Source organism: Streptomyces sp. NPDC002156 (assembly GCF_053593675.1).
This window is the reverse complement of the sequence record NZ_JBSFDA010000007.1, coordinates 95852-116020: the sequence shown is the minus strand read 5'-3', so window position 1 is coordinate 116020 and position 20169 is coordinate 95852. Positions and strand designations below refer to the sequence as shown.

Genomic DNA, 20169 nt, shown 5'->3' with positions numbered 1-20169 from the left:
CCGTGTGGATGTGGATACGGATCGACCGACGTCAAGCCTCCCTCGGCCCGCGAGAAGCGCCTCACCCACCCCCGACACCCGCACCCGCAGCCCGCCGAGGCCCATCCGGCTCGCACCACACCCCCGTGTGGATGTGGATACGGGTCGACCGACGCGAAGTGGTGCTCAGCCCGCGAGAGGCGTCTCGCCCACCCCCGATGCCCGCACCCGCATGCGCAGCCCCGCGCGCTCGCGCCGCTCGGCGAGTTCGTCCAGGAGTTCGGTGAGGTGTTCGGTGTGCCGGCGGGTGAGACGGCCGGTGTCGTCGAGGTGCACGGCACAGGCGGTCGTCGTGTCGACAAGTCGTTCGAGGGTGGAGGCGACCTCCTCCGTGCCCTCGGTGTGCCGTGCCAGGGCTGGCAGTTCGGCCGCGGAGTGCCCGATGGCGGTACGGGCCTCGGCGAGCGCGCGATAGGCCTCGCGGCGCAGCACCCAGCGCGCCTGGCGGTCGTCCGAGCCGCTCATCACATGCTGGAGGTAGGCCTGCGCGGCCTCGGCGGCCCGCGCCAGTCGCGCCTTCACGCCCCCGCCGCGCTGCCCGGGCATCGGCAGATGCCCCACGATCAGCACGATCGCGCAGGCCACCAGGGTCTCGACGATCCGGCTCCACGACGCCTGGGGCTCCCCGCCGACCATCACGAGGGCGAGCACCAGCACCGTGACGACGGCGGTCTGGGCGGCGAAGTGCCGGGTGGCGACGGGAATCAGCGCGCCGCTCAGGGCGACGAGGGCGACGAGCCCCTCGGGCCTGGGCAGTACGGCGGCGAACCCGGCGAAGACGACAGCCCCGAGGACGGTCCCCGCCGCCCGGCACAGGACGCGTGACACGAGCGGCCCCAGGTCGGGCTTGACGAGGAAGACCGCGGTGGCGGGGATCCAGTACCAGTGCTCGTGGTGCGTCGCCTGTGCGACGGCCGCGCCGGCCCCGAAGCAGAGCGCGACGCGCAGCCCGTACTCGCGCCCGCCGGAGTCGACGGCCGTGCGCAGCAGGGCCGCGACGGAACGGCCCCGCTTGTGCAGGTCCTCCGTGTGGCCGCCCCCGTCGAAGGCGTCGGCGGCGTGCAGCAGCGCGTCGTCGAGGGCGCGCAGCCCCGGCGCGGAGCGGGCAGGGGCGGGCAGCGGCCCGGTGTGCGTGTTGGTCCGTACGGCGGCGGCGAGGCGCCGGGGCCCTTCGGCCACGCGCGCGTGGAGGGCGTCCCCGCTCCAGGCGAGGGCGGTCGCGGCCTCGGCGAGGGGCAGCGCGGCGGCGTACTGGGTGCGCAGTCGTCGCTCGTCCGCGGACGTGGCGTACCGGCGCAGCCGGGGCCCGCCGAGGGCGTCCTGGGCGTGGTCGAGGGCGGCGGTGAGGGCGACGCGCCGCGGGCCGGCCTCGTCGGTTCCGGCGGCGTCGAGGAGGTGGGCGACGGCGTCGTACACGGCGGCGACGGCGGCACGTTCGCCGTCGAAGCGGAAGTCACCGGCGGTGGCGCCGGGCGTGGGCAGCGCGAGGCGCAGGGCGAGCAGCCAGCCGGCGCCCGCGACGAAGAACAGCGCCCGTTCCCAGCCCGGCTCGGGCAGCGGCATCCCGGCCCCGATGGCGGCGGCGACGAGCAGTTGCGTACCGGCGCCGGACGCGACGGGCCCGATCGCGCTGATACCGCCCGCGAGGAGCCCGAGGGCGGTGAGGACAAGGGTCAGCGGTACGGCTCCGAACTGCTGTCCGGCGTACGTCCCGACGACCAGTCCGGCGGCCCCCGCCAGCGCGGGCACGCCGAGCCGCCTGACGGAGGAACGTCGGCTGCCCGGGCGGTCGTTGATCCCGGCGAGCATGGCACCGAGCGCGGCGACGACACCGAGGGAGGTGCGGTCGGCCAGTACGCCGGCCAGCAGCAGCGGCCCGGCGGACAGGGCACCCCGGACGACCGCGTTCCAGGGCACGGGTCCGCGTTGGGCGCGCAGCGCGTGGGCGAGCCAGGGCGGCAGAGCGAAACGCGGGCGCGTACTGCTGGGGCGTGACACGGGGCTCCTGTCGTGACGAGGGCGGGGGTGCGATGCCTTCGGGCGACGATGGCCGGGCTGTGCTGTCCACCGTAGATCGGGGTGTTGGAGGAGGTGGGCCGCAAGTATTTCGGGGAAGTGACGGTTCGCCGGAAAGCCGCGTTCTTTATGAACGCAAGGGCGGACGGAGGGCGAGACGAGGGCCAGGGGGACGATGGCCAGGGACCCGGCCAGGCACTCGGGCCGAAGGGCTGTTGAGTTGACGGGCTATTTGCGAGTGCCCGTATTCCGGTCCGCAACCCCGAAAAGCAGCTCGGCGTCGTCGACGGCACGTGCGCTCGCCAGCTCGGAGGGATCGCCGAGTGAGGCGATGATGTCGTCCACGCCCCGCAGTCCCGCCCGCTCCAGCAGGCGTTTCTCGTTGGTCACCCACTCCCCCTTCGCGGCCAGCACCGCGTGCCCGGTCTGCATGGCGGCGACCGCGATGGCGCCCGCGACCTCCGTACGGCGGTCCTGGGGCGCGTGGTTGGCCCGCGTGTACGCGAGCGTGGCGCGGGCGGTGCCGTACCAGCGTTCGCGGGCTGTGTGCCGGAGCCTCTCGGGGTAGGCCGGCGGACGGGGTATCTGGCCCCGCAGCACCTCATTCACCGCCAGCTCGGCGACGACGATGTAGCTGGGGATCCCGGCGAGGTGGAACATCAGCGGCTCCACCCGGAACCGTCCCTCCTCGGCCTCCGCCAACTCGTGCTCGACCGCGTCGAGTTCCCGGTAGTGGACGTCGACCCGCCGCCCCTCGACCGTCAGCCACGCCCCGCCGTTGAACACCCCGCCGCCCCAACCGCCGATCTCGGACACCTCGCCCGCCCAGCCGACCGCGCGCAGGTCGGCGGGGTCGAAGGCGCCCCGGTAGTACACGGCGAGGTCCCAGTCGCTGTCGGGCCGATGGGTGTGCTGCGCACGCGAGCCGCCGAGGGCCACGGCCCGGACGGCGGGCAGGTCGGCGAGACGATCGGCGACCCGGTCGAGAAAAGCCTGGTCGGAGAGGGTCCGGTCGAGAAGGTTCTGGTCGGCGAAGTCCTGGTCGTCCGTCGGCATGTTCTCCAGCCTGCGGCAGGAACACCGCAGTCCGCACCGGTGCGACTCGGGTGATTGTCAGTGGTGGGCGCTTCAATAGGAGATGTCGTCACAGAGCGTCACGACAGAGCTACGGGGGAGGTAGCGATGGCCTGCCATGCCGGCGATCGGGGCTACGAGAAGAGTCACGGGGAGAGCCACGGGAAGGGCCGGGAACACCAGGACCCTCCCAGCAACGACCATGAGAACGACCACGAGGAGGACGGACAGCGGTACGTCTCCCTGGCGGGGCTGCGGGCTCGCGGGTGGACCGGAGGGATGGTGCACCGGCTGCTCGGGGCGCCGGACCGCCTCAGCGTCAATCCACGGCTCAGGGCGGCACCGCAGGTCCGGCTGTACCGGGCCGAGCGGGTCGAGACGGCTGAGCTGAGCGACGATTTCCAGCGGGTGTCGGAGTCATCGGCGCGGCGGTCGGAGGCGGTGCGGAACGCGGTACGGCGACGACGGCTGGAGATCCTGGAGCGGATCAGGACGGAGCCGATCGAGGTACCACGGCTGGAACCGGGCAAGCTGGCGCTGCGGGCGGTGGAACACCGGGCGCGACGGGAGGCGGCGGCGGGCGGCCCGATCGAACTGACCGACGACGACTCCGCGCAGGGCACGGGCTGGGCCTCTCTCGCCCCCTGGAAGGTCGACTATCTACGGCACCGGATGAGCCACTACCACCAACTCCTGGACGGCATGCCGGGAGGCGAGCGGGACTCCGGCCGGGCCGAGGCCGAGGAACTGCTCCGCCGACGGATCTACGCGGCCATCGCGGAGGCGTATCCACCACTTGAACAGGAGTGCGAGAGGCAAACGCACGATCAATGAGCGGGTCCACCGCCAAGGTGAACCCACCCGAGAGATCCCTTCCCGGACCGGACGGGCACACCACCCACGTCCATACGCTCCGCCCATGGAAGATGATCTCGCCCTGCGCGTGCACGAACTCCTCTCGTCCTGCCCCGGCCTGCGCCCGGTCGGGCAGGCCGAAGGACACCGGTTCGGCCGCTGGGACCTGGTCTCACTCGCCGAGGGCGCCCTCGGCGAGTGCACCGACCCGGACTCGCTCACGACCTCGCACGAGAAGCGGTTACGCGTCCGGCTGGGGGCGTCCGGACGCGAGTACGAACACAACGACGACTACAGCAGGAGGTACTGGATCTGGGACATGGCGGAGGACGATCACGGCGGCCGTGCTGCTCGCGGGCTCGGGCGGCCGAGGGGGCCGCTCGGCACCATCGCCGTCGACACCTGGCCGAGCGGCGTGGGCTCACTGCGCGTCTCGTCGCTGTACGTCCATCCCGTCGCCCGGCGACGCGGCCTCGCCTCGTCGACGCTCGACACGGTGTACGAGGCGTGCCGCGCCGAGAACCTGAACGGCTTCCGCCTCGACACCTGCTGGACCTGGCAGCGGAGCGTCCGCTACTACCTCAACCGGGGCCTGTGGGTGACGTCGTGGAAGCACGCGCTCGGGCTCGCCCGGCTGTCGTATCTGCCCCGGTACGAAGTCAGGGAGAACGGGGGCGAGTTGACGTTCCTGGTGACAGAACCGGACGGGGGCGCCCAGGACTCGCGCACGCCTGGAGCCATGGTCCCGCTGCTCGTCGCCGATGCCGTCGACGGGCGGCTGCGACTGCGGGAGACGGAGCAGTACGCCCGCATGCGCGAGGAGCTGGACTCCGTCCGGTACTACGCGCGGTCGACGCTCGCGCTGCATCTCGCCGTGCGCGGACTGCCGTTGGTGAGGGGAGAGGAGGAATGGGCCAAGGCGCTGGCGGGCCGGTGGTGCGACATCGGCGACCCGGAGGGGCTGGCACGGAAGATCGAGATCTTCGAGGGGGTGGCACGCGACGACGGCTGGCGACTGACGGGCCTGTACGACCCGTCGTCCCGTTCTCGCCACGACTGACACGCACCCGCGACGCGGACGGGCCGAACAGCGACCGCTGTTCGACCACAACGGCGCGCCCTCAACGGAAATCCGGGTGCGCCAGCCACCCGGCACTCCGCATGATCAGGAGATTGTTCTGCAGACGACCCGCGCGCCTGCCCTACGATCCACCGTTCCGCCTCCCACTCCCACTCCTTCTCGAGGGGCCCGCCATGCTCAAGCGCGTCACCGTCCCCGGTCTGTTCCCGCCGCCCACCTACTCCCACGCCTCCGTCGTCGAGGCGGGCACTCGTCTCGCGTTTCTCGCCGGCTCCGTGCCACTGGACGCGCAGGGGCGGATCGTCGGCGTGGGCGATCCCGTGCGGCAGGCAGAGCAGGTGATCGCCAACCTGGGCGAGCAACTCCGAGCGGTGGGCTCCGACTTCGCACATGTCCTGTCGACCGACGTGTATGTCGTAAGCCGCGAGCCCGAGGTTCTGTCCGCCGTCTGGGCGGCCGTCGAGGCGTCCGCCCTGTCTGCCGGACCTCACTCGTCCACCCTGATCGGAGTGGCCTGCCTCGGTTACCCGGGGCAGTTGGTGGAGATCACAGCGACGGCCGCCGTCCCGGAGCCGGAAGCAGACTCGGGGGCGGCTTTGAAGCCTGCCGACCCTGTGATCCCGTAAATCGAGGTGCATTCCGTACAGCCCTTCTGACAGGCTCCGCCCCCGTGACCACCTCGTCCCCCGCCCCGAAGATCACCCTCCGCCGTGCCGTGGCCGGGGATGCCGACGCCGCGGCCGATGTGCTGCTGCGGTCCAGAGCTGCCGCTCTGCCGACCGTTGCCTGGCCGCGGTCCGACAGCGAGGTCCGTGACTACTTCCGGGACGTGGTGGTGCCGCACCGCGAGACATGGGTCGCGGAGGTGTCGTCCGGGGGTGGGATCGTCGGCGTGATGGTGCTCGCCGGTGGCGAGGTGGTCCAGCTGTATCTGCTCCCGGACTGGCGTGGGCGCGGCATCGGTGACCATTTCGTCGCCCTCGCGAAAGAGCGCAGCCCGGGCGGACTGACCCTGTGGACCTTCCAGGTCAACAAGCCCGCCCACCGCTTCTACGAACGGCACGGCTTCGTCGCCGTCGAGCACACGGACGGCAGCGGGAACGAGGAGCGCGAGCCGGATGTGCGGTACGCGTGGCAGCCGTGACACGCCCCGGGCGCGGCCAAACCCGGGCTCACGGCCGTGCGTTGCGGGCGAGTTCGAGGGCGTACGACGGCCACCACTGGCCGGCCGCCGGGCCGCTCCGGCAGGTGCCGTCGGACTCGCCCGGCCGTTTGATCCACAGGCGGGCGTCGAGTCGCGGATGGCCGGTGACCGTCGTGGGCGGTGTTCCCAGGGCCCGCCCCGGCGGATTGCACCACGACTCCGCGTCCGTGGTGTCCGTGTAGGGGCCGTTGCCGTTGCGGCTGGTGTCCACGACGTAGTGCTTGCCGCCGAGGGCCTTCGACAGGGCGTCGCCGTAGGCCTGGCTGTCCGCGTCGGTGCGGAAGTTGGAGACGTTCAGGGCGAACCCGTCGGCCTGTCCCACGCCCGCTGCCCGCAACGCCTCGCCCAGCCGCGGCGGCTCCGGGATCCAGCCGGAGTTGCCCGCGTCGAGGTACACGCGCGCGTTCGGCTGCCGTTTGATCCGCTCGACGGCGTACGCGAGCAGCGCGAACCGGTCCGCCGCCACGACCTGGGCGCAGCCCGCGACCACCTGGGCGACGGCATCCGGTTCGACGATCACATACGCGCCCCGGTCACCGAGCCCGGCCGCGAACTCGTCGACCCAGGCGCGGTAGTTCGGCTCGGTCAGGGCACCGCCGCCCGAGTACTGGCCGCAGTCCCGGCCCGGGATGTCGTACGCCACCAGCACGGCCGTCCGCCCGGCGCGCGCGGCGGCCGTGGTGACCGTCTGGGCGGTGACCCTGGGGCTCGCCCCGGTCACCCACTCGGCCTGGGGACGGCTCGCGATCCGGTCCATCAGCGCGGCGTCCGCGTCCCGCCCCACCGCCCGCCACGCGACGGCCTGCCGCGCGGCACGCGACCGGGGATCCACCCAGAGCAGCTCGAACACCGCCCCCTCACCCCCACCCCCACGCTCCCCGGCACCAGCCGTCCCCGGCAGCCGGGCGCTCCTCTCCCCCAGCCCGCCCACACTGCAACCCCCCACAAGCAGCACGACGACACAAGCCCTCGGCAACCACCTAGGCAAGGTGGTCGACCTGAGCGATCTACGCATCCCGGGCACCGGCGACTCCGTTCCCGTCGCCGACGGGCCCCGCGGCAACGACGATCCGACCTCCCCGGAGTCTGCGGTCACCGCCGCCCCGCACCGCACACGGCCCCACCGAGCCGCCCCAAGATCACCCCACCGGCGCCCCACCCCCGGCCGGGCCATCCAGCCCGTCCGGCGTTTGAGGACGAGCGCGTTCAGCGCGACAAGGGGGGTCTGGGGGCGGCAGCCCCCAGGGATGGGACGGGTAGGGGCGGCGGGGGCGAAGAAACCGGGCTACACCACCGGCTTGCCCGACAGCTCCACGCCCGCCCCGCGGAGCTCCTCCAGCGCTCGCTCCGTCGTCTCCTCGGCGACGCCCGCCGTGAGGTCGAGCAGCACCTGTGTGCGGAAGCCCTCACGAGCCGCGTCCAGGGCCGTCGCCCGCACGCAGTGGTCGGTCGCGATGCCGACCACATCCACCTCGTCGATCTCGCGCGCCCGCAGCCACTCCGCCAGCGTGACCCCGTTCTCGTCGGCGCCCTCGAAGCCGCTGTACGCCGCCGCGTACGCCCCCTTGTCGAACACCGCGTCGATCGCACCGGAGGCGACCGCCGGCGCGAAGTTCGGGTGGAACCCGACCCCCTCCGTGCCGGCCACACAGTGCGCGGGCCAGGAGTGCCGGAAGTCGGGGTTGTCGGCGAAGTGGCCGCCGGGGGCGATGTGGTGGTCGCGGGTCGCCACGACGTGGCGGTATCCGGCGGGGGCCTGCCCGATCAGCTCGGTGATCGCGGCGGCAACGTCGGCACCCCCGGCCACCGCGAGACTGCCTCCCTCGCAGAAGTCGTTCTGCACATCGACGACGATCAGGGCGCGGCGCATGGTCGGTCTTCCTTCGACTGGTGTGGAGGGGTGCGGGCCCGGCCAGTGTGAATATGTGAACTACCGAGCCTAGAGGCCCGAGGACCGCTTCGGGAGGGGGCATTCGGGGCAACCGGCGCACGTGGACGCCCGTTGCCCCTGTGGACCGGGGGTCGTACCGGGGGTCAGGCGGGCAACTGGACGTACTCCGTCGGAATGACCGCCTCCCCGCGCGACAGCTGGGTCGCCGACAGCGGCAGGTTGGCGCGCGCGGTGGCATGCCGGTCCCGTACGACGTCCAGCGGCTCGCGGGCGACGACCTCGCCGCCCTTCACCAGCTCGACCAGCAGCTGCCGGTCCGCCAGCTCCCCGGGCACCGGTCCCGTACCGATCACCTCGGCCTCCGCGATCCCGTCCCGGTCGAGCCGCCGGGCCGCCCACTTCCGGCCCCCGATCGACGTCTTGCCGCCGCTCGCCTTCTTCGCCACCGGGACGAGCGGAGCCTTCGGGTCCGCCGACTCCGCGCGGGCCACCAACTTGTAGACCATAGAGCAGGTCGGGTGGCCGGAACCCGTCACCAGCTGCGTACCGACCCCGTACGCGTCCACGGGTGCCGCCGTCAGCGAGGCGATCGCGTACTCGTCGAGGTCCGACGTGACGACGATCCGCGTCCGCTCCGCGCCGAGCGCGTCCAGCTGCTGCCGTACCCGGTGCGCGACCAGCAGCAGGTCCCCGGAGTCGATGCGCACCGCGCCCAGCTCGGGCCCGGCGACCTCCACCGCCGCCCGTACCGCCTCGGCGACGTCGTACGTGTCCACCAGCAGCGTCGTGTTCCGGCCCAGCGAGTCCACCTGGGCCTGGAAGGCGTCCCGCTCGCGGTCGTGGAGCAGGGTGAACGCGTGGGCGCTGGTCCCGACGGTCGGGATGCCGTAGCGGAAACCGGCGGCCAGGTCGGACGTGGTCGTGAAGCCCCCGACGTACGCGGCCCGGGAGGCGGCGACCGCGGCCAGCTCGTGGGTGCGCCGGGCGCCCATCTCGATCAGCGGGCGGTCACCGGCGGCCGAGGCCATCCGGGAGGCCGCCGCAGCGATCGCGGAGTCGTGGTTGAGGATCGAGAGGATCACCGTCTCCAGCAGCACGCACTCCGCGAAGGAGCCCTCGACCCGGAGGATCGGCGAGCCCGGGAAGTAGACCTCGCCCTCGGGATAGCCCCAGATGTCCCCGTCGAACCGGTACGAGGCCAGCCACTGCAGGGTCTCCTCGTTGACGATCCCGCGCTCGCGCAGGAAGCCGAGGACGTCCGGGTCGAAGCGGAAGTTCTCCACCGCGTCGAGCACCCGCCCGGTGCCCGCGACGACGCCGTAGCGGCGGCCCTCCGGCAGTCGCCGGGTGAAGACCTCGAAGACGGACCGCCGGTCGGCGGTGCCCGCCTTCAGGGCGGCCTGGAGCATGGTCAGCTCGTAGTGATCCGTGAAGAGCGCCGTAGAGGGAACATCCACCGGCAGCCCGAGGTCCGCTGTGTTCATAATGCTGGATGCTACCCCCATCTCGTCACTTTGACGATTTCCGGGTCCGTTTGGCCGGGGACCCCCTTCTGGTGGCAGCATGGGCATGTGACGTCACCCGCTCCCGTAGAGATCGAACGCACCGAGTCGGCGGAGGAGACCTTCGCCGTACCCGAGCCCGACGTCCCCTGGGTCACCATCGTCCACAACGACCCGGTCAACCTCATGAGCTATGTGACGTACGTCTTCCAGACGTACTTCGGCTATCCGAAGGACAAGGCCACCAAGCTCATGAAGGACGTCCACCACAAAGGCCGGGCCGTTGTCTCCAGCGGCAGCCGCGAGGAGATGGAACGCGACGTGCAGGCCATGCACGGCTACGGTCTGTGGGCCACCCTCCAGCAGGACCGGAAGTAGCCCGACGTGGCCCGAAGCAACCCGACCCGCGCGCAGGACCGGAAGTAGCGAACTCACTCCATGCCAGGACACTTCGAACCGCTCCCCGGCGGCGGCGCGGCCGTCGCGCTCGACGACGTCGAGATCTCCATCATCCGGTCGCTGGCCGTCCAGCTCCTGGAGCTGATCGGCCCCGGCCCCGCCGAGGACGCCCCCGACGACCCGCTCGCCGAGCTGTTCGCCGAGGGCCCGAGCGAGCCGCCCTCCGACCCGGTCCTCAGGCGCCTGTTCCCGGACGCCTACGGCGACCCCGTCGACGTACCGTCCTCCCCCGAGCAGGCCCAGGAGGAGAAGGAGTGCGCCGCCGAGTTCCGCCGGTTCACCGAGAACGACCTGCGCACCGGCAAGCGCGAGAGCGCCCTCGCGGTGATCCGCTCACTGGACTCGCTGACGCCGCCCGGTGACGGTGGCGCGGTGCTCAAGCTGACCCATGAGGAGTCCCAGCAGTGGCTGGGCACGCTCAACGACCTGCGCCTGGCGATCGGCTCCCGGCTGGACGTCGTCGACGAGGAGGACACCGACCTCCTCTACCGGCTGCCGGACGAGGACCCCCGTAAGCCGATGGTGATGGCGTATCTGTGGCTGGGCGGCTTGCAGGAGACGCTCGTCTCCACACTCATGCCATGAGACGGGACGGGAATCTCCCGTTGTGTGACGGTTCCGTGTTCGCTCAGCGGACGCTCAAATCCGGATAACGATCACGTTACCGCTGCCGTCGACTGTGTCCCTTCCGTGCTCCGTTTGACCCCTTCTTCCTGTGGTGTGCCCCACAACTCGCCCCGGTGATCAGCGGTGCGGCCGTGATAGATCTTCACGCTGCATCAGTCCGGGGGGCCGGGAAGAAAGGTTCACCACGCATGACGTCCCAAGCGCCCGAAGCATCCGAAGCGCCCGCAGCGGCCGAAGAGGGATACGAGCGCGGACTCGGCAGCCGCCAGGTCCAGATGATCGCGATCGGCGGCGCCATCGGCGTCGGCCTCTTCCTGGGCGCCGGGGCGAACATCGCCAAGGCCGGCCCCAGCCTCATCTTCATGTACGCCCTCGCCGGCGTGATCGTCTTCTTCATCATGCGGGCGCTGGGCGAACTGCTCCTCTACCGCCCGGTCTCCGGCTCCTTCGCCGAGTACTCACGGGAGTTCCTCGGCCCGTTCTTCGGCTACTTCACCGGCTGGACGTACTGGCTGATGTGGGTGGTCACCGGCATGGCCGAGCTGACGGCCGCCGCGATCTACGTCAACTACTGGGCCCCCGGCGTCCCCCGGTGGGTGACGGCCCTGGTCTTCCTGGTGATCCTCTTCGGCGTGAACCTGATCTCCGTGAAGGTCTTCGGCGAACTGGAGTTCTGGTTCTCGATGGTCAAGGTCACCGCCCTCATCGGCATGATCGTGATCGGCCTCGGCGTCCTCACCTTCGGCTTCAGCTCCGCCGGTGACACGGCCGCCGTCTCCAACCTCTGGGCCTTCGACGGCTTCTTCCCCAAGGGCGTCGGCTCGTCCCTGATGACCCTCCAGGGCGTGATGTTCGCCTACCTCGCGGTCGAGCTGGTCGGCGTCACGGCGGGCGAGTCCGAGAACCCCGAAAAAACCCTCCCCAAGGCCATCAACACCCTCCCGTGGCGCATCGCCCTCTTCTACGTCGGCGCCCTCACGGTCATCCTCTGTGTCGTGAAGTGGACCGAGTTCGCCCCGGGCGTCAGCCCGTTCGTCGAGGCGTTCGCGAAGATCGGCATCCCGGCGGGCGCGGGAATCGTCAACTTCGTAGTCCTCACCGCCGCCCTGTCCTCCTGCAACTCGGGCATGTACTCGACGGGCCGCATGCTCCGTACCCTCGCGGACAACGGCGAGGCTCCCAAGGTCTTCAGCAAGCTGTCGACGACGAAGACCCCGGCCTTCGGCATCGCCATCTCCGTCGCCTTCATGGGCATCGGCGTCGTCCTCAACTACGTCGTCCCGGAAAAGGCCTTCGGCTACGTCATGTCGGTCGCCACCGCCGCCGGCATCTGGACCTGGCTGATGATCCTGATCAGCCACGTCCTCTACCGCCGCGGCGTGGTCGCCGGCCGCCTCCCCGCCTCCTCCTTCCCGGCCCCGGGCGGCTCGGTCTGCAGCTGGATCGCCATCGCCTTCCTCCTCTTCGTCACGGCCCTCATCGCGTACGACGCCGACTCCCGCGTCTGCCTGTACGTGATGGCGGGCTGGGCCGCCGCCTTGGGTGTCGGCTGGGCAGTCCTCAAGTCCCGCAACCCGCAGGTGGCGGCGCGCAGCTGACCGGTCCGGACGGGATCGGGCGCGCGCCGGCGCCCCGACAGGGGCGCGGGGAACTGCGCGACAAGCCCCCACCGGCCCGGCAGCAAACGAACAACCGAAGACATCCCGACATGTGGGCAGTCCCGTACCACCCCTCGGTACGGGACTGCCCACACGCCTCTCACCGTTGCTTATCCTGACGAACATGCTGACCATCAACCAGGCCCTCGTCGACCAGATCGTCGCCCACGCCCGCAAGGACCACCCCGACGAGGCATGCGGCGTCATCGCCGGCCCCGAGGGCTCGGACCGCCCCGAGCGCTTCATCCCGATGCTGAACGCGGCCGGTTCGCCGACGTTCTACGAGTTCGACAGCGGCGAGCACAAGAAGGTGCACGACGAGATGTGGGACCGCGACGAGGAGGCGGTGATCGTCTACCACTCCCACACCATGACCGAGGCCTACCCGTCCCGCACCGACATCTCCTACGCTCACGAACCCCAGGCCCACTACGTCCTCGTCTCGACCCGCGACACGGACGGCGCCGGCGACTTCCAGTTCCGCTCCTTCCGAATCCTCGAGGGCGTCGTCACAGAGGAAGAGGTCAACGTCGTAGAAACGTACTGATCTCACCTGACGGCCCGAAAATGTCCAGAATGCGGGACGACCCTCCGGGATCCGGACCGGGAATCGATACGATGAGCCCATGGTTCCCTACGACGTGAGCGAGAAGACGCCGAGCACCCCGCTGCTCGTGGCGCGGCTGCACGTCGACCTGTGCAGGCTGGCCAGCGCCATCTGTTGATGCTGCCCCCTGCTGCCGTACGGCCGTGAGCCGCGGCGCCTCACACACGCATGACCCGCTGAAGAATGCTTTTCGCGCCGCCGCGCGCCCATCGACCTACCACTCCCGACAGGAGCCCCGAGCCATGGCCATCGAGGTCCGCATCCCGACCATCCTCCGCACCTACACCGACGGCGAGAAGGCCGTCCCCGGTGCCGGGGAGACCCTCGCCGAGCTGTTCGCCGACCTCGAGACCCGGCACGCGGGAGTCCAGGCCCGCATCGTGGACGACGGCAAGCTGCGCCGCTTCGTCAACGTCTACCTCAACGACGAGGACGTCCGCTTCCTCGACGGCATCAACACCAAGCTCGCCGACGGCGACACCGTGACGATCCTGCCGGCCGTGGCCGGCGGCATGGCCTGACAGGCCCCTGGCACCCATGCGCTACGACTCGCCGCTGGCCGCGGTAGGCAACACCCCCCTGGTGCGCCTGCCGCGGCTGTCGCCGTCCACCGACGTACGGATCTGGGCGAAGCTGGAGGACCGCAACCCCACCGGCTCGGTCAAGGACCGCCCCGCCCTGCACATGGTCGAGCAGGCCGAGAAGGACGGCCGGCTCACCCCCGGCTGCACCATCCTGGAGCCCACCTCCGGCAACACCGGCATCTCGCTCGCCATGGCGGCGAAGCTCAAGGGCTACCGCATGGTCTGCGTGATGCCCGAGAACACCTCGCAGGAACGCCGCGAGCTGCTCGCCATGTGGGGCGCCGAGATCATCCCGAGCCCGGCGGCAGGCGGCTCCAACACCGCCGTACGCGTCGCCAAGGAGCTGGCCGCCGAGCACCCGGACTGGGTCATGCTCTACCAGTACGGCAACCCGGACAACGCGGGCGCCCACTACGCCACCACCGGCCCGGAGATCCTCACCGACCTCCCCTCCATCACCCACTTCGTCGCGGGCCTCGGCACCACCGGCACCCTCATGGGCGTCGGCCGCTACCTCCGCGAGCACAAGCCGGACGTCAAGATCGTCGCCGCCGAGCCGCGCTACGACGACCTGGTGTACGGCCTGCGCAACCTCGACGAGGGCTTCGTACCGGAGCTGTACGACGCCTCCGTACTGACGACCCGCTTCTCCGTCGGCTCGGCGGACGCGGTCACCCGTACCCGTGAACTCCTCCAGCAGGAGGGCATCTTCGCGGGCGTCTCCACCGGCGCCGCGCTGCACGCCGCGGTCGGCGTCGGCAACAAGGCCGTCAAGGCGGGCGAGAGCGCGGACATCGTCTTCGTGGTCGCCGACGGTGGCTGGAAATACCTCTCGACAGGCGTCTACACGGCTGCCACGACAGAGGAAGCCATCGAGACTCTGCAGGGCCAGCTCTGGGCGTAAGGCCCTAACCGGCCGAAGTCCGGTGGTTTTTCGCGGTTCCTCGTGATTCCCCGTGGTTCACGTGGCGAGGTGTCGGACCTGGTCCCACAGGGCCGGGTCCACCACCCCCACCCGCCGCCGGAACTCCCACACGGGCAGGTCACGCAGCTCGTCCGTCTCCAGGAAGCTCGGCCGGCCCTGGGCGTCGCCCACCGCACCCGGCGGCATCGGGATCACCCCGGGCCGCTCGTCGTGGTACTTGCTGGTGATCTTCGCGACGGTCGCGTGCCGCCCGTGCACCGCGAGCACCAGGCACGGCCGGTCCTTGCCCCCGGGACCGTCCTCGTAGGGCACGTTCGCCCACCAGATCTCCGCAGGCCGGGGCCGTACGGACCGTCCCCGCTGCCGCTCCGGCGCCTCCGCCCGTCCCGGCGGCCTGCCCCCGCGGCTCCGGGGCCGATGCCCGCGCCCCCAGCCGTCCACCAGCGCCGCGACCAGCGCGAGCAGCACGACGGCCGCCAGGGCGAGCCACCATGACGTGTCCATACGGAAGACGGTACCGGCGCACCCCCCGACCCGCCCGCGCTACCGGCACTCCAGGTCCAGCCGAACCGGTGACAGCACAGGTGAGTTCGCCCACAACAGCCCTTGGCGGAGGAGCGACGGGAGGTTTTGCGCCTTACGCTCGACGGACCGCAAGAACCCCGTCACGTTTGTTTTGATGCTCCCCGCCAGCGGAGGTTTCTGCTTTATGAAGCTCACCGTCGTCGGCTGCTCGGGGTCGTTCCCGTCCGCGGAATCGGCCTGTTCGAGCTACCTCGTAGAGGCCGACGGCTTCCGGCTGCTTCTCGACATGGGCAACGGTGCCCTTGGAGAGTTGCAGCGCCATGTTGGTCTTTACGACCTCGACGCCATCTTTCTCAGCCATCTGCACGCCGACCACTGCATCGACATGTGCGCGTATTTTGTCGCACGGTACTACCGCCACGACGGCGGCCGCTGCGACCCGATCCCGGTCTACGGCCCCGAGGGCACCGAACACCGCCTGACCACGGCGTACGCCGACACCCCGACCGCCTCCTCCATGAGCGAGGTCTTCGACTTCCACACGGTCAAGCCGAGCACGTTCGACATCGGCCCGTTCACCGTCCACACCGAGCGGGTCCGCCACCCCGTGGAGGCGTACGGCATCCGGGTCGAGCACGCCGGGAAGTCAATGACGTACTCCGGGGACACCGGCGTCAGCGAAGCGCTGGTCCAACTCGCCTCGAACACCGACCTGTTCCTCTGCGAGGCAGCGTTCACGCACGGCAAGGAGAACATCCCGGACCTGCACCTCAACGGCCGCGAGGCGGGCGAGACGGCGAACCGCGCGGGCGCGCGCAAGCTCGTACTGACCCACATCCCCCCGTGGACCGACCCGCAGGTCAACCTGGCCGACGCACGCGAGGTGTTCAGGGGACCGGTGGAACTGGCGATGCCGAGGGCGTCGTACGAGATCTGAGTCTTTGACGCGGCACGACGAGGGCCCCGGAACCGTGTCGGTTCCGGGGCCCTCGTCATGTGCCGTACGGGTGTCCTTACGGGTGGCTCACGCCTTGGTGAGGTCCTCGACCTCTTCCTCGGGCTCGCGGCCGGGGGTGGGGAGGTTGAACTTGGTGATGGCGAAGCGGAAGACGACGTAGTAGATCGCGCCGAAGACCAGGCCGACGGGGATCAGCAGCCAGGGCTTGGTGGAGATGCCCCAGTTGATGAAGACGTCGATGAAGCCGGCCGAGAAGCTGAAGCCCATGTGCATGCCCAGGGCCCAGGTCACGGCCATCGAGATCGCGGTGAGGACCGCGTGGATGGCGTACAGCACCGGGGCGATGAACATGAAGGTGAACTCGATCGGCTCGGTGACACCCGTGACGAACGAGGTCAGGGCCATCGACAGCATCATGCCCATCACGGCCTTGCGGCGCTCGGGGCGGGCGGAGTGCGCGATCGCGAGGGCGGCGGCCGGCAGACCGAACATCATGATCGGGAAGAAGCCGGTCATGAACATTCCGGCGGACGGGTCGCCGCCGAAGAAGCGCGGCAGGTCGCCGTGGAAGACCGTGCCCGCGGAGTTGGTGAAGTCGCCGATCTGGAACCAGGCCACCGAGTTCACGAACTGGTGCATGCCGATCGGGATCAGCGCGCGGTTGATGAGGCCGAAGAGAGCGGCGCCGAAGGAGCCCAGGCCGGTCATCCACTCGCCGAAGTCGGTGATGACGTCACCGATGGGCTGCCAGCCCAGGACCACCAGGACACCGAGCACGGTACCGAGGGCGGCCGTGATGATCGGCACGAGACGGCGGCCGTTGAAGAAGCCGAGCCAGTCGACGAGCTGCTTGCGGTGGTACCGCTGCCAGAGCACCGCAGTCAGGAGGCCGAGGATGATGCCGCCGAGCACGCCCGGGTTCTGGAAGCTCGCGGCCTGCGCGGCCTCGTTGCCCTTCTGCCAGAAGCCGCCGCCCAGCCCGGTCGCCGTGTAGGTGGCGCCCTCGTGGCCGTCCTTGATCGGGTACTGGTGGATCACCGCGTAGTAGCTCAGGAACCCGACCACGGCGGCCAGCGCCGTCGAGCCGTCGGACTTCTTCGCGAAGCCGATCGCCACACCTATACAGAACAGCAGGGGCAGACCGAAGGAACTGTCCAGCAGGGCGCCACCGGCCCCGGCGAACACCTTCGCCACATCGGCGGGGATGTGGAATCTCTCCTGCGAGTCCGCCTGTCCGAGGCGGAGCAGGAGCCCCGCCGCCGGAAGCACGGCGATCGGGAGCTGCAAGCTGCGGCCGACCTTCTGCAGGCCCTGGAACAGGCCGGATCCCCTTTTCTTCGCGGGGGTCGCCGTCGCCGTGGTGGTGCTCATACTTCCTCCAACGGGTACATGGTCTACACCACTCAGTGGTGTAGACCATGTTGTAGCACGGTGAAGGACGCATAAGGAACCCTCGATTTCACAACGGATTCAGACTGGTGTAGACCAGTCGACGAACGATGCGCGGACAGTGCGCGTACCGTCCGCAGACCGTTCGCGAAGATCGGTCAACTGTGGGTTACTGCGACAAAGTGGCTCGGACCAGGGAGAAGGACATGTCCACCAAGGCTGAGAAGATCGTTGCCGGACTCGGCGGCATCGACAACATCGAAGAGGTCGAGGGCTGTATCACCCGCCTCCGCTGCGAGGTCGCCGACCCCGCACTGGTCGACGACGCGGCCCTGAAGGCCGCCGGCGCCCACGGCGTCGTCAAGATGGGCACCGCGATCCAGGTCGTCATCGGCACGGACGCCGACCCGATCGCGGCGGACATCGAGGACATGATGTAACTCCCGGGTCCGAACCCCCGTACCCCGAACCTCCGTACCCCCGAACCCCCGTACCTGGTACGGATGTTCACCCTTGAGGGGCCCTTTCCCGCTGACGGGAAGGGCCCCTTCCGCCGTTACGGCTAGGCTCGTCGCCATGTCACGTATCGACGGCCGCACCCCCGAACAGCTCCGCCCCGCCACCATCGAACGCGGGTGGAGCAAGCACGCCGAGGGCTCTGTCCTCGTCTCCTTCGGCGACACGAAGGTCTTCTGCACCGCCTCCGTCACCGAGGGCGTCCCGCGCTGGCGCAAGGGCAGCGGCGAGGGCTGGGTCACCGCCGAATACTCGATGCTCCCGCGCGCCACGAACACCCGCGGTGACCGCGAGTCCGTCCGCGGCAAGATCGGCGGCCGTACGCACGAGATCAGCCGCCTGATCGGCCGCTCCCTGCGCGCGGTCATCGACTACAAGGCGCTCGGCGAGAACACGATCGTCCTCGACTGCGACGTCCTCCAGGCCGACGGCGGCACGCGTACGGCGGCCATCACCGGCGCGTACGTCGCCCTGGCCGACGCGATCGCCTGGGCCCAGGCCAAGAAGCTGATCAGGGCCAACCGCCAGCCCCTCACCGGCACGGTGAGCGCGGTGTCAGTGGGCATCGTCGGCGGAGTCCCCCTCCTCGACCTCTGCTACGAGGAGGACGTCCGCGCGGAGACGGACATGAACGTCGTCTGCACCGGCGACGGCCGCTTCGTCGAGGTCCAGGGCACGGCGGAGGCGGAGCCCTTCGCCCGCGAGGAGTTGAACTCCCTCCTCGACCTCGCGGTCGCCGGCTGCACGGACCTGGCGGCACTCCAGCGCAAGGCGCTGGACGAGGCCCTGGAAAGGTAAAGGGCAGACCAAATAGGGTGGCGGTGGCGGGCAACCGCACACCTGATCCAGCGCGTCTCCAGGGATACGCAGGAACGTGGGCGTACGGCATGCCGCCGTACGCCCGACAAACCAACGGAGGGAACCCCAACGATGCCCGTAAGCCGCCGACTCCGAAACGCCCGAGGACTCGGACGAGGACTTGGACGAGGACTTGGACGAGGGCGCCGTGCCACCGCCATTGCCGCCACGGTGGCAGCCGTCGCGCTGACCGCCGGGCTCACCACCGGCTGCGACGCCGTCAACAAGGCCCTGGACTGCGTCCAGACCGCCGATGCCATCGCCACCAGCGTCTCCGACCTCCAGCAGGCGGTGGAGAACGCGGCGAACGACCCGACGCAGGCGTCCGAGGCCCTGGACTCGATCGACAAGAACCTCAGCGACATCGGCGACAAGACGGACAACGCCGACGTCAACAAGGCGGTCGACGACCTCAACACGGCTGTGAACAACGTCCAGACGGCCATCAAGAACGGCGACGAGACCCCGGACATCAGCGGCGTGACGGACGCGGCGGGAGAACTGACAAAGGTCTGCACGTCGTAGTTGTCCGAGTCGTCGTAAACGAGTCGCAGGCGAGCCCGGTGCTGCCGGGATACTGGACGCCATGACACGCCTGATCCTCGCCACCCGTAACGCCGGAAAGATCACCGAGCTGAGGCAGATCCTCGCCGACGCGGCCCTCCCCATGGACCTGGTCGGCGCGGACACCTACCCGGAGATCCCCGACGTCAAAGAAACGGGCATCACGTTCGCGGAGAACGCCCTGCTCAAGGCCCACGCCCTGGCCCAGGCAACAGGCCTCCCGGCGGTGGCCGACGACTCGGGCCTGTGCGTGGACGTCCTGAACGGCGCGCCGGGCATCTTCTCGGCGCGCTGGTCGGGACGGCATGGGGACGATCGAGCGAACCTGGAACTACTGCTCGCCCAGCTGTCGGACATCGCGGACGAACACCGGGGCGCCCACTTCGCGTGCGCGGCGGCGTTGGCGCTGCCGGACGGCACGGAGAGGGTGGTCGAGGGGCAGTTGCGGGGCGTCCTCCGCCACACCCCGGAGGGCACGGGCGGCTTCGGCTACGACCCCATCCTCCAGCCGGAGGGCGACACCCGGACGTGCGCGCAGCTGACGGCCGCGGAGAAGAACGCGATCAGCCATCGGGGGCAGGCGTTTCGGGGGTTGGTGCCGGTGGTTCGGGAGTTGTTGGGCTGACGAACGGGAGAGGGGCCGCCCGGTGGGCGGCCCCTCTTTGCGTGTGCGGCCGGTGGGACTCGAACCCACACGGGTGATTAACCCACTGGGACCTAAACCCAGCTCGGCTGCCAATTACGACACGGCCGCCCAAAACGGTCATTACGTTCAACCGGTAGCACCTAGTTTACGGGGCGAACACATCACCCCGCGAGAGGCACCCTCCCCTTTTG

General features: G+C 70.2%; 23 protein-coding genes and 1 tRNA gene. 16 read left to right on the top strand and 8 right to left on the bottom strand.

The genetic code is table 11. From position 1 onward, the window contains the following. Window positions 1-165: 165 nt before the first annotated feature. Together ACWCRB_RS05790 and ACWCRB_RS05785 are read right to left on the bottom strand one after the other, a co-directional pair. A complete protein-coding gene (locus tag ACWCRB_RS05790; protein WP_450994829.1) occupies window positions 166-2037 on the bottom strand; it encodes an FUSC family protein in 1872 nt (623 codons plus the stop codon). A gap of 246 nt (window positions 2038-2283) precedes the next feature. Further along, the gene (locus tag ACWCRB_RS05785) at window positions 2284-3111 is read right to left on the bottom strand and encodes a nucleotidyltransferase domain-containing protein (RefSeq protein ID WP_450994828.1); all 828 of its coding nucleotides are present in this window, start codon (window positions 3109-3111) and stop codon (window positions 2284-2286) included. Window positions 3112-3237: 126 nt separating this feature from the next. On the opposite strand from ACWCRB_RS05785, the gene ACWCRB_RS05780 reads away from it, so the two are divergent. From ACWCRB_RS05780 to ACWCRB_RS05765, 4 genes are all read left to right on the top strand, one after another. Then, window positions 3238-3963: a hypothetical protein gene (locus tag ACWCRB_RS05780; RefSeq protein ID WP_450994827.1), complete on the top strand. Its 726-nt coding sequence runs from the start codon at window positions 3238-3240 to the stop codon at window positions 3961-3963. 85 nt (window positions 3964-4048) lie between these two features. Continuing rightward, window positions 4049-5044 (top strand): GNAT family N-acetyltransferase, encoded by a 996-nt coding sequence (locus ACWCRB_RS05775; protein ID WP_450994826.1) that lies wholly within the window; start codon window positions 4049-4051, stop codon window positions 5042-5044. Between the two features lie 194 nt (window positions 5045-5238). Further along, window positions 5239-5691, top strand: a complete 453-nt coding sequence (locus ACWCRB_RS05770; protein ID WP_450994825.1) for a RidA family protein — start codon at window positions 5239-5241, stop codon at window positions 5689-5691. A 44-nt stretch (window positions 5692-5735) separates the two neighbouring features. Then, window positions 5736-6209, top strand: coding sequence for a GNAT family N-acetyltransferase (locus tag ACWCRB_RS05765; RefSeq protein WP_450994824.1), 474 nt, complete (start codon window positions 5736-5738; stop codon window positions 6207-6209). Between the two features lie 28 nt (window positions 6210-6237). Here the strand turns inward: ACWCRB_RS05765 and ACWCRB_RS05760 are convergent, their stop codons facing one another. The 3 genes from ACWCRB_RS05760 to ACWCRB_RS05750 all read right to left on the bottom strand — a co-directional run bounded on the left by ACWCRB_RS05760 (window position 6238) and on the right by ACWCRB_RS05750 (window position 9644). Continuing rightward, window positions 6238-7284, bottom strand: coding sequence for a glycoside hydrolase family 6 protein (locus ACWCRB_RS05760; protein WP_450994855.1), 1047 nt, complete (start codon window positions 7282-7284; stop codon window positions 6238-6240). Between the two features lie 270 nt (window positions 7285-7554). Then, window positions 7555-8139, bottom strand: coding sequence for a nicotinamidase (locus ACWCRB_RS05755; protein WP_450994823.1), 585 nt, complete (start codon window positions 8137-8139; stop codon window positions 7555-7557). Window positions 8140-8303: 164 nt separating this feature from the next. After that, on the bottom strand, window positions 8304-9644 hold the full coding sequence (locus tag ACWCRB_RS05750) for a nicotinate phosphoribosyltransferase (RefSeq protein WP_450994822.1): 1341 nt from the start codon (window positions 9642-9644) through the stop codon (window positions 8304-8306). A gap of 87 nt (window positions 9645-9731) precedes the next feature. Between ACWCRB_RS05750 and clpS the strand changes: the two genes are divergently transcribed. From clpS to ACWCRB_RS05715, 7 genes are all read left to right on the top strand, one after another. Further along, complete coding sequence (gene clpS / locus ACWCRB_RS05745) at window positions 9732-10040, top strand: ATP-dependent Clp protease adapter ClpS (RefSeq protein ID WP_053741646.1); 309 nt, start codon at window positions 9732-9734, stop codon at window positions 10038-10040. A 60-nt stretch (window positions 10041-10100) separates the two neighbouring features. Then, the gene (locus ACWCRB_RS05740) at window positions 10101-10706 is read left to right on the top strand and encodes a DUF2017 domain-containing protein (protein WP_450994821.1); all 606 of its coding nucleotides are present in this window, start codon (window positions 10101-10103) and stop codon (window positions 10704-10706) included. A 230-nt stretch (window positions 10707-10936) separates the two neighbouring features. Beyond that, the gene (locus ACWCRB_RS05735; protein WP_450994820.1) at window positions 10937-12346 is read left to right on the top strand and encodes an amino acid permease; all 1410 of its coding nucleotides are present in this window, start codon (window positions 10937-10939) and stop codon (window positions 12344-12346) included. A gap of 184 nt (window positions 12347-12530) precedes the next feature. Next, window positions 12531-12953, top strand: a complete 423-nt coding sequence (locus tag ACWCRB_RS05730; protein ID WP_450994819.1) for a Mov34/MPN/PAD-1 family protein — start codon at window positions 12531-12533, stop codon at window positions 12951-12953. Window positions 12954-13032: 79 nt separating this feature from the next. Next, the gene (locus ACWCRB_RS05725; protein WP_450994818.1) at window positions 13033-13131 is read left to right on the top strand and encodes a putative leader peptide; all 99 of its coding nucleotides are present in this window, start codon (window positions 13033-13035) and stop codon (window positions 13129-13131) included. A 124-nt stretch (window positions 13132-13255) separates the two neighbouring features. Beyond that, window positions 13256-13534 (top strand): MoaD/ThiS family protein, encoded by a 279-nt coding sequence (locus tag ACWCRB_RS05720; RefSeq protein WP_235478314.1) that lies wholly within the window; start codon window positions 13256-13258, stop codon window positions 13532-13534. A 16-nt stretch (window positions 13535-13550) separates the two neighbouring features. Beyond that, window positions 13551-14501, top strand: coding sequence for a PLP-dependent cysteine synthase family protein (locus tag ACWCRB_RS05715; protein WP_450994817.1), 951 nt, complete (start codon window positions 13551-13553; stop codon window positions 14499-14501). 57 nt (window positions 14502-14558) lie between these two features. Here the strand turns inward: ACWCRB_RS05715 and ACWCRB_RS05710 are convergent, their stop codons facing one another. Continuing rightward, the gene (locus tag ACWCRB_RS05710) at window positions 14559-15026 is read right to left on the bottom strand and encodes a type II toxin-antitoxin system PemK/MazF family toxin (RefSeq protein ID WP_450994816.1); all 468 of its coding nucleotides are present in this window, start codon (window positions 15024-15026) and stop codon (window positions 14559-14561) included. Window positions 15027-15231: 205 nt separating this feature from the next. On the opposite strand from ACWCRB_RS05710, the gene ACWCRB_RS05705 reads away from it, so the two are divergent. After that, a complete protein-coding gene (locus tag ACWCRB_RS05705) occupies window positions 15232-15984 on the top strand; it encodes an MBL fold metallo-hydrolase (protein ID WP_450994815.1) in 753 nt (250 codons plus the stop codon). Between the two features lie 87 nt (window positions 15985-16071). Here ACWCRB_RS05705 and ACWCRB_RS05700 read toward each other — a convergent pair whose 3' ends face one another. Next, entirely contained in the window at window positions 16072-17376 is a 1305-nt protein-coding gene (locus ACWCRB_RS05700) for a PTS transporter subunit EIIC (protein ID WP_450994814.1), read from the bottom strand. Window positions 17377-17504: 128 nt separating this feature from the next. Here ACWCRB_RS05700 and ACWCRB_RS05695 point away from each other — a divergent pair, with 128 nt between their 5' ends. The 4 genes from ACWCRB_RS05695 (at window position 17505) to rdgB (ending at window position 19957) form a co-directional block, all read left to right on the top strand. Further along, window positions 17505-17834 (top strand): glucose PTS transporter subunit EIIB, encoded by a 330-nt coding sequence (locus ACWCRB_RS05695; RefSeq protein ID WP_450994813.1) that lies wholly within the window; start codon window positions 17505-17507, stop codon window positions 17832-17834. A gap of 136 nt (window positions 17835-17970) precedes the next feature. Further along, entirely contained in the window at window positions 17971-18708 is a 738-nt protein-coding gene (rph, locus tag ACWCRB_RS05690; protein ID WP_450994812.1) for a ribonuclease PH, read from the top strand. 231 nt (window positions 18709-18939) lie between these two features. Then, window positions 18940-19293: a hypothetical protein gene (locus ACWCRB_RS05685; protein WP_450994811.1), complete on the top strand. Its 354-nt coding sequence runs from the start codon at window positions 18940-18942 to the stop codon at window positions 19291-19293. Window positions 19294-19354: 61 nt separating this feature from the next. Continuing rightward, entirely contained in the window at window positions 19355-19957 is a 603-nt protein-coding gene (rdgB, locus tag ACWCRB_RS05680) for an RdgB/HAM1 family non-canonical purine NTP pyrophosphatase (RefSeq protein WP_450994810.1), read from the top strand. A 44-nt stretch (window positions 19958-20001) separates the two neighbouring features. Here rdgB and ACWCRB_RS05675 read toward each other — a convergent pair. Next, window positions 20002-20086: transfer RNA gene (locus tag ACWCRB_RS05675), tRNA-Leu, on the bottom strand. Between the last annotated feature and the right edge of the window lie 83 nt (window positions 20087-20169).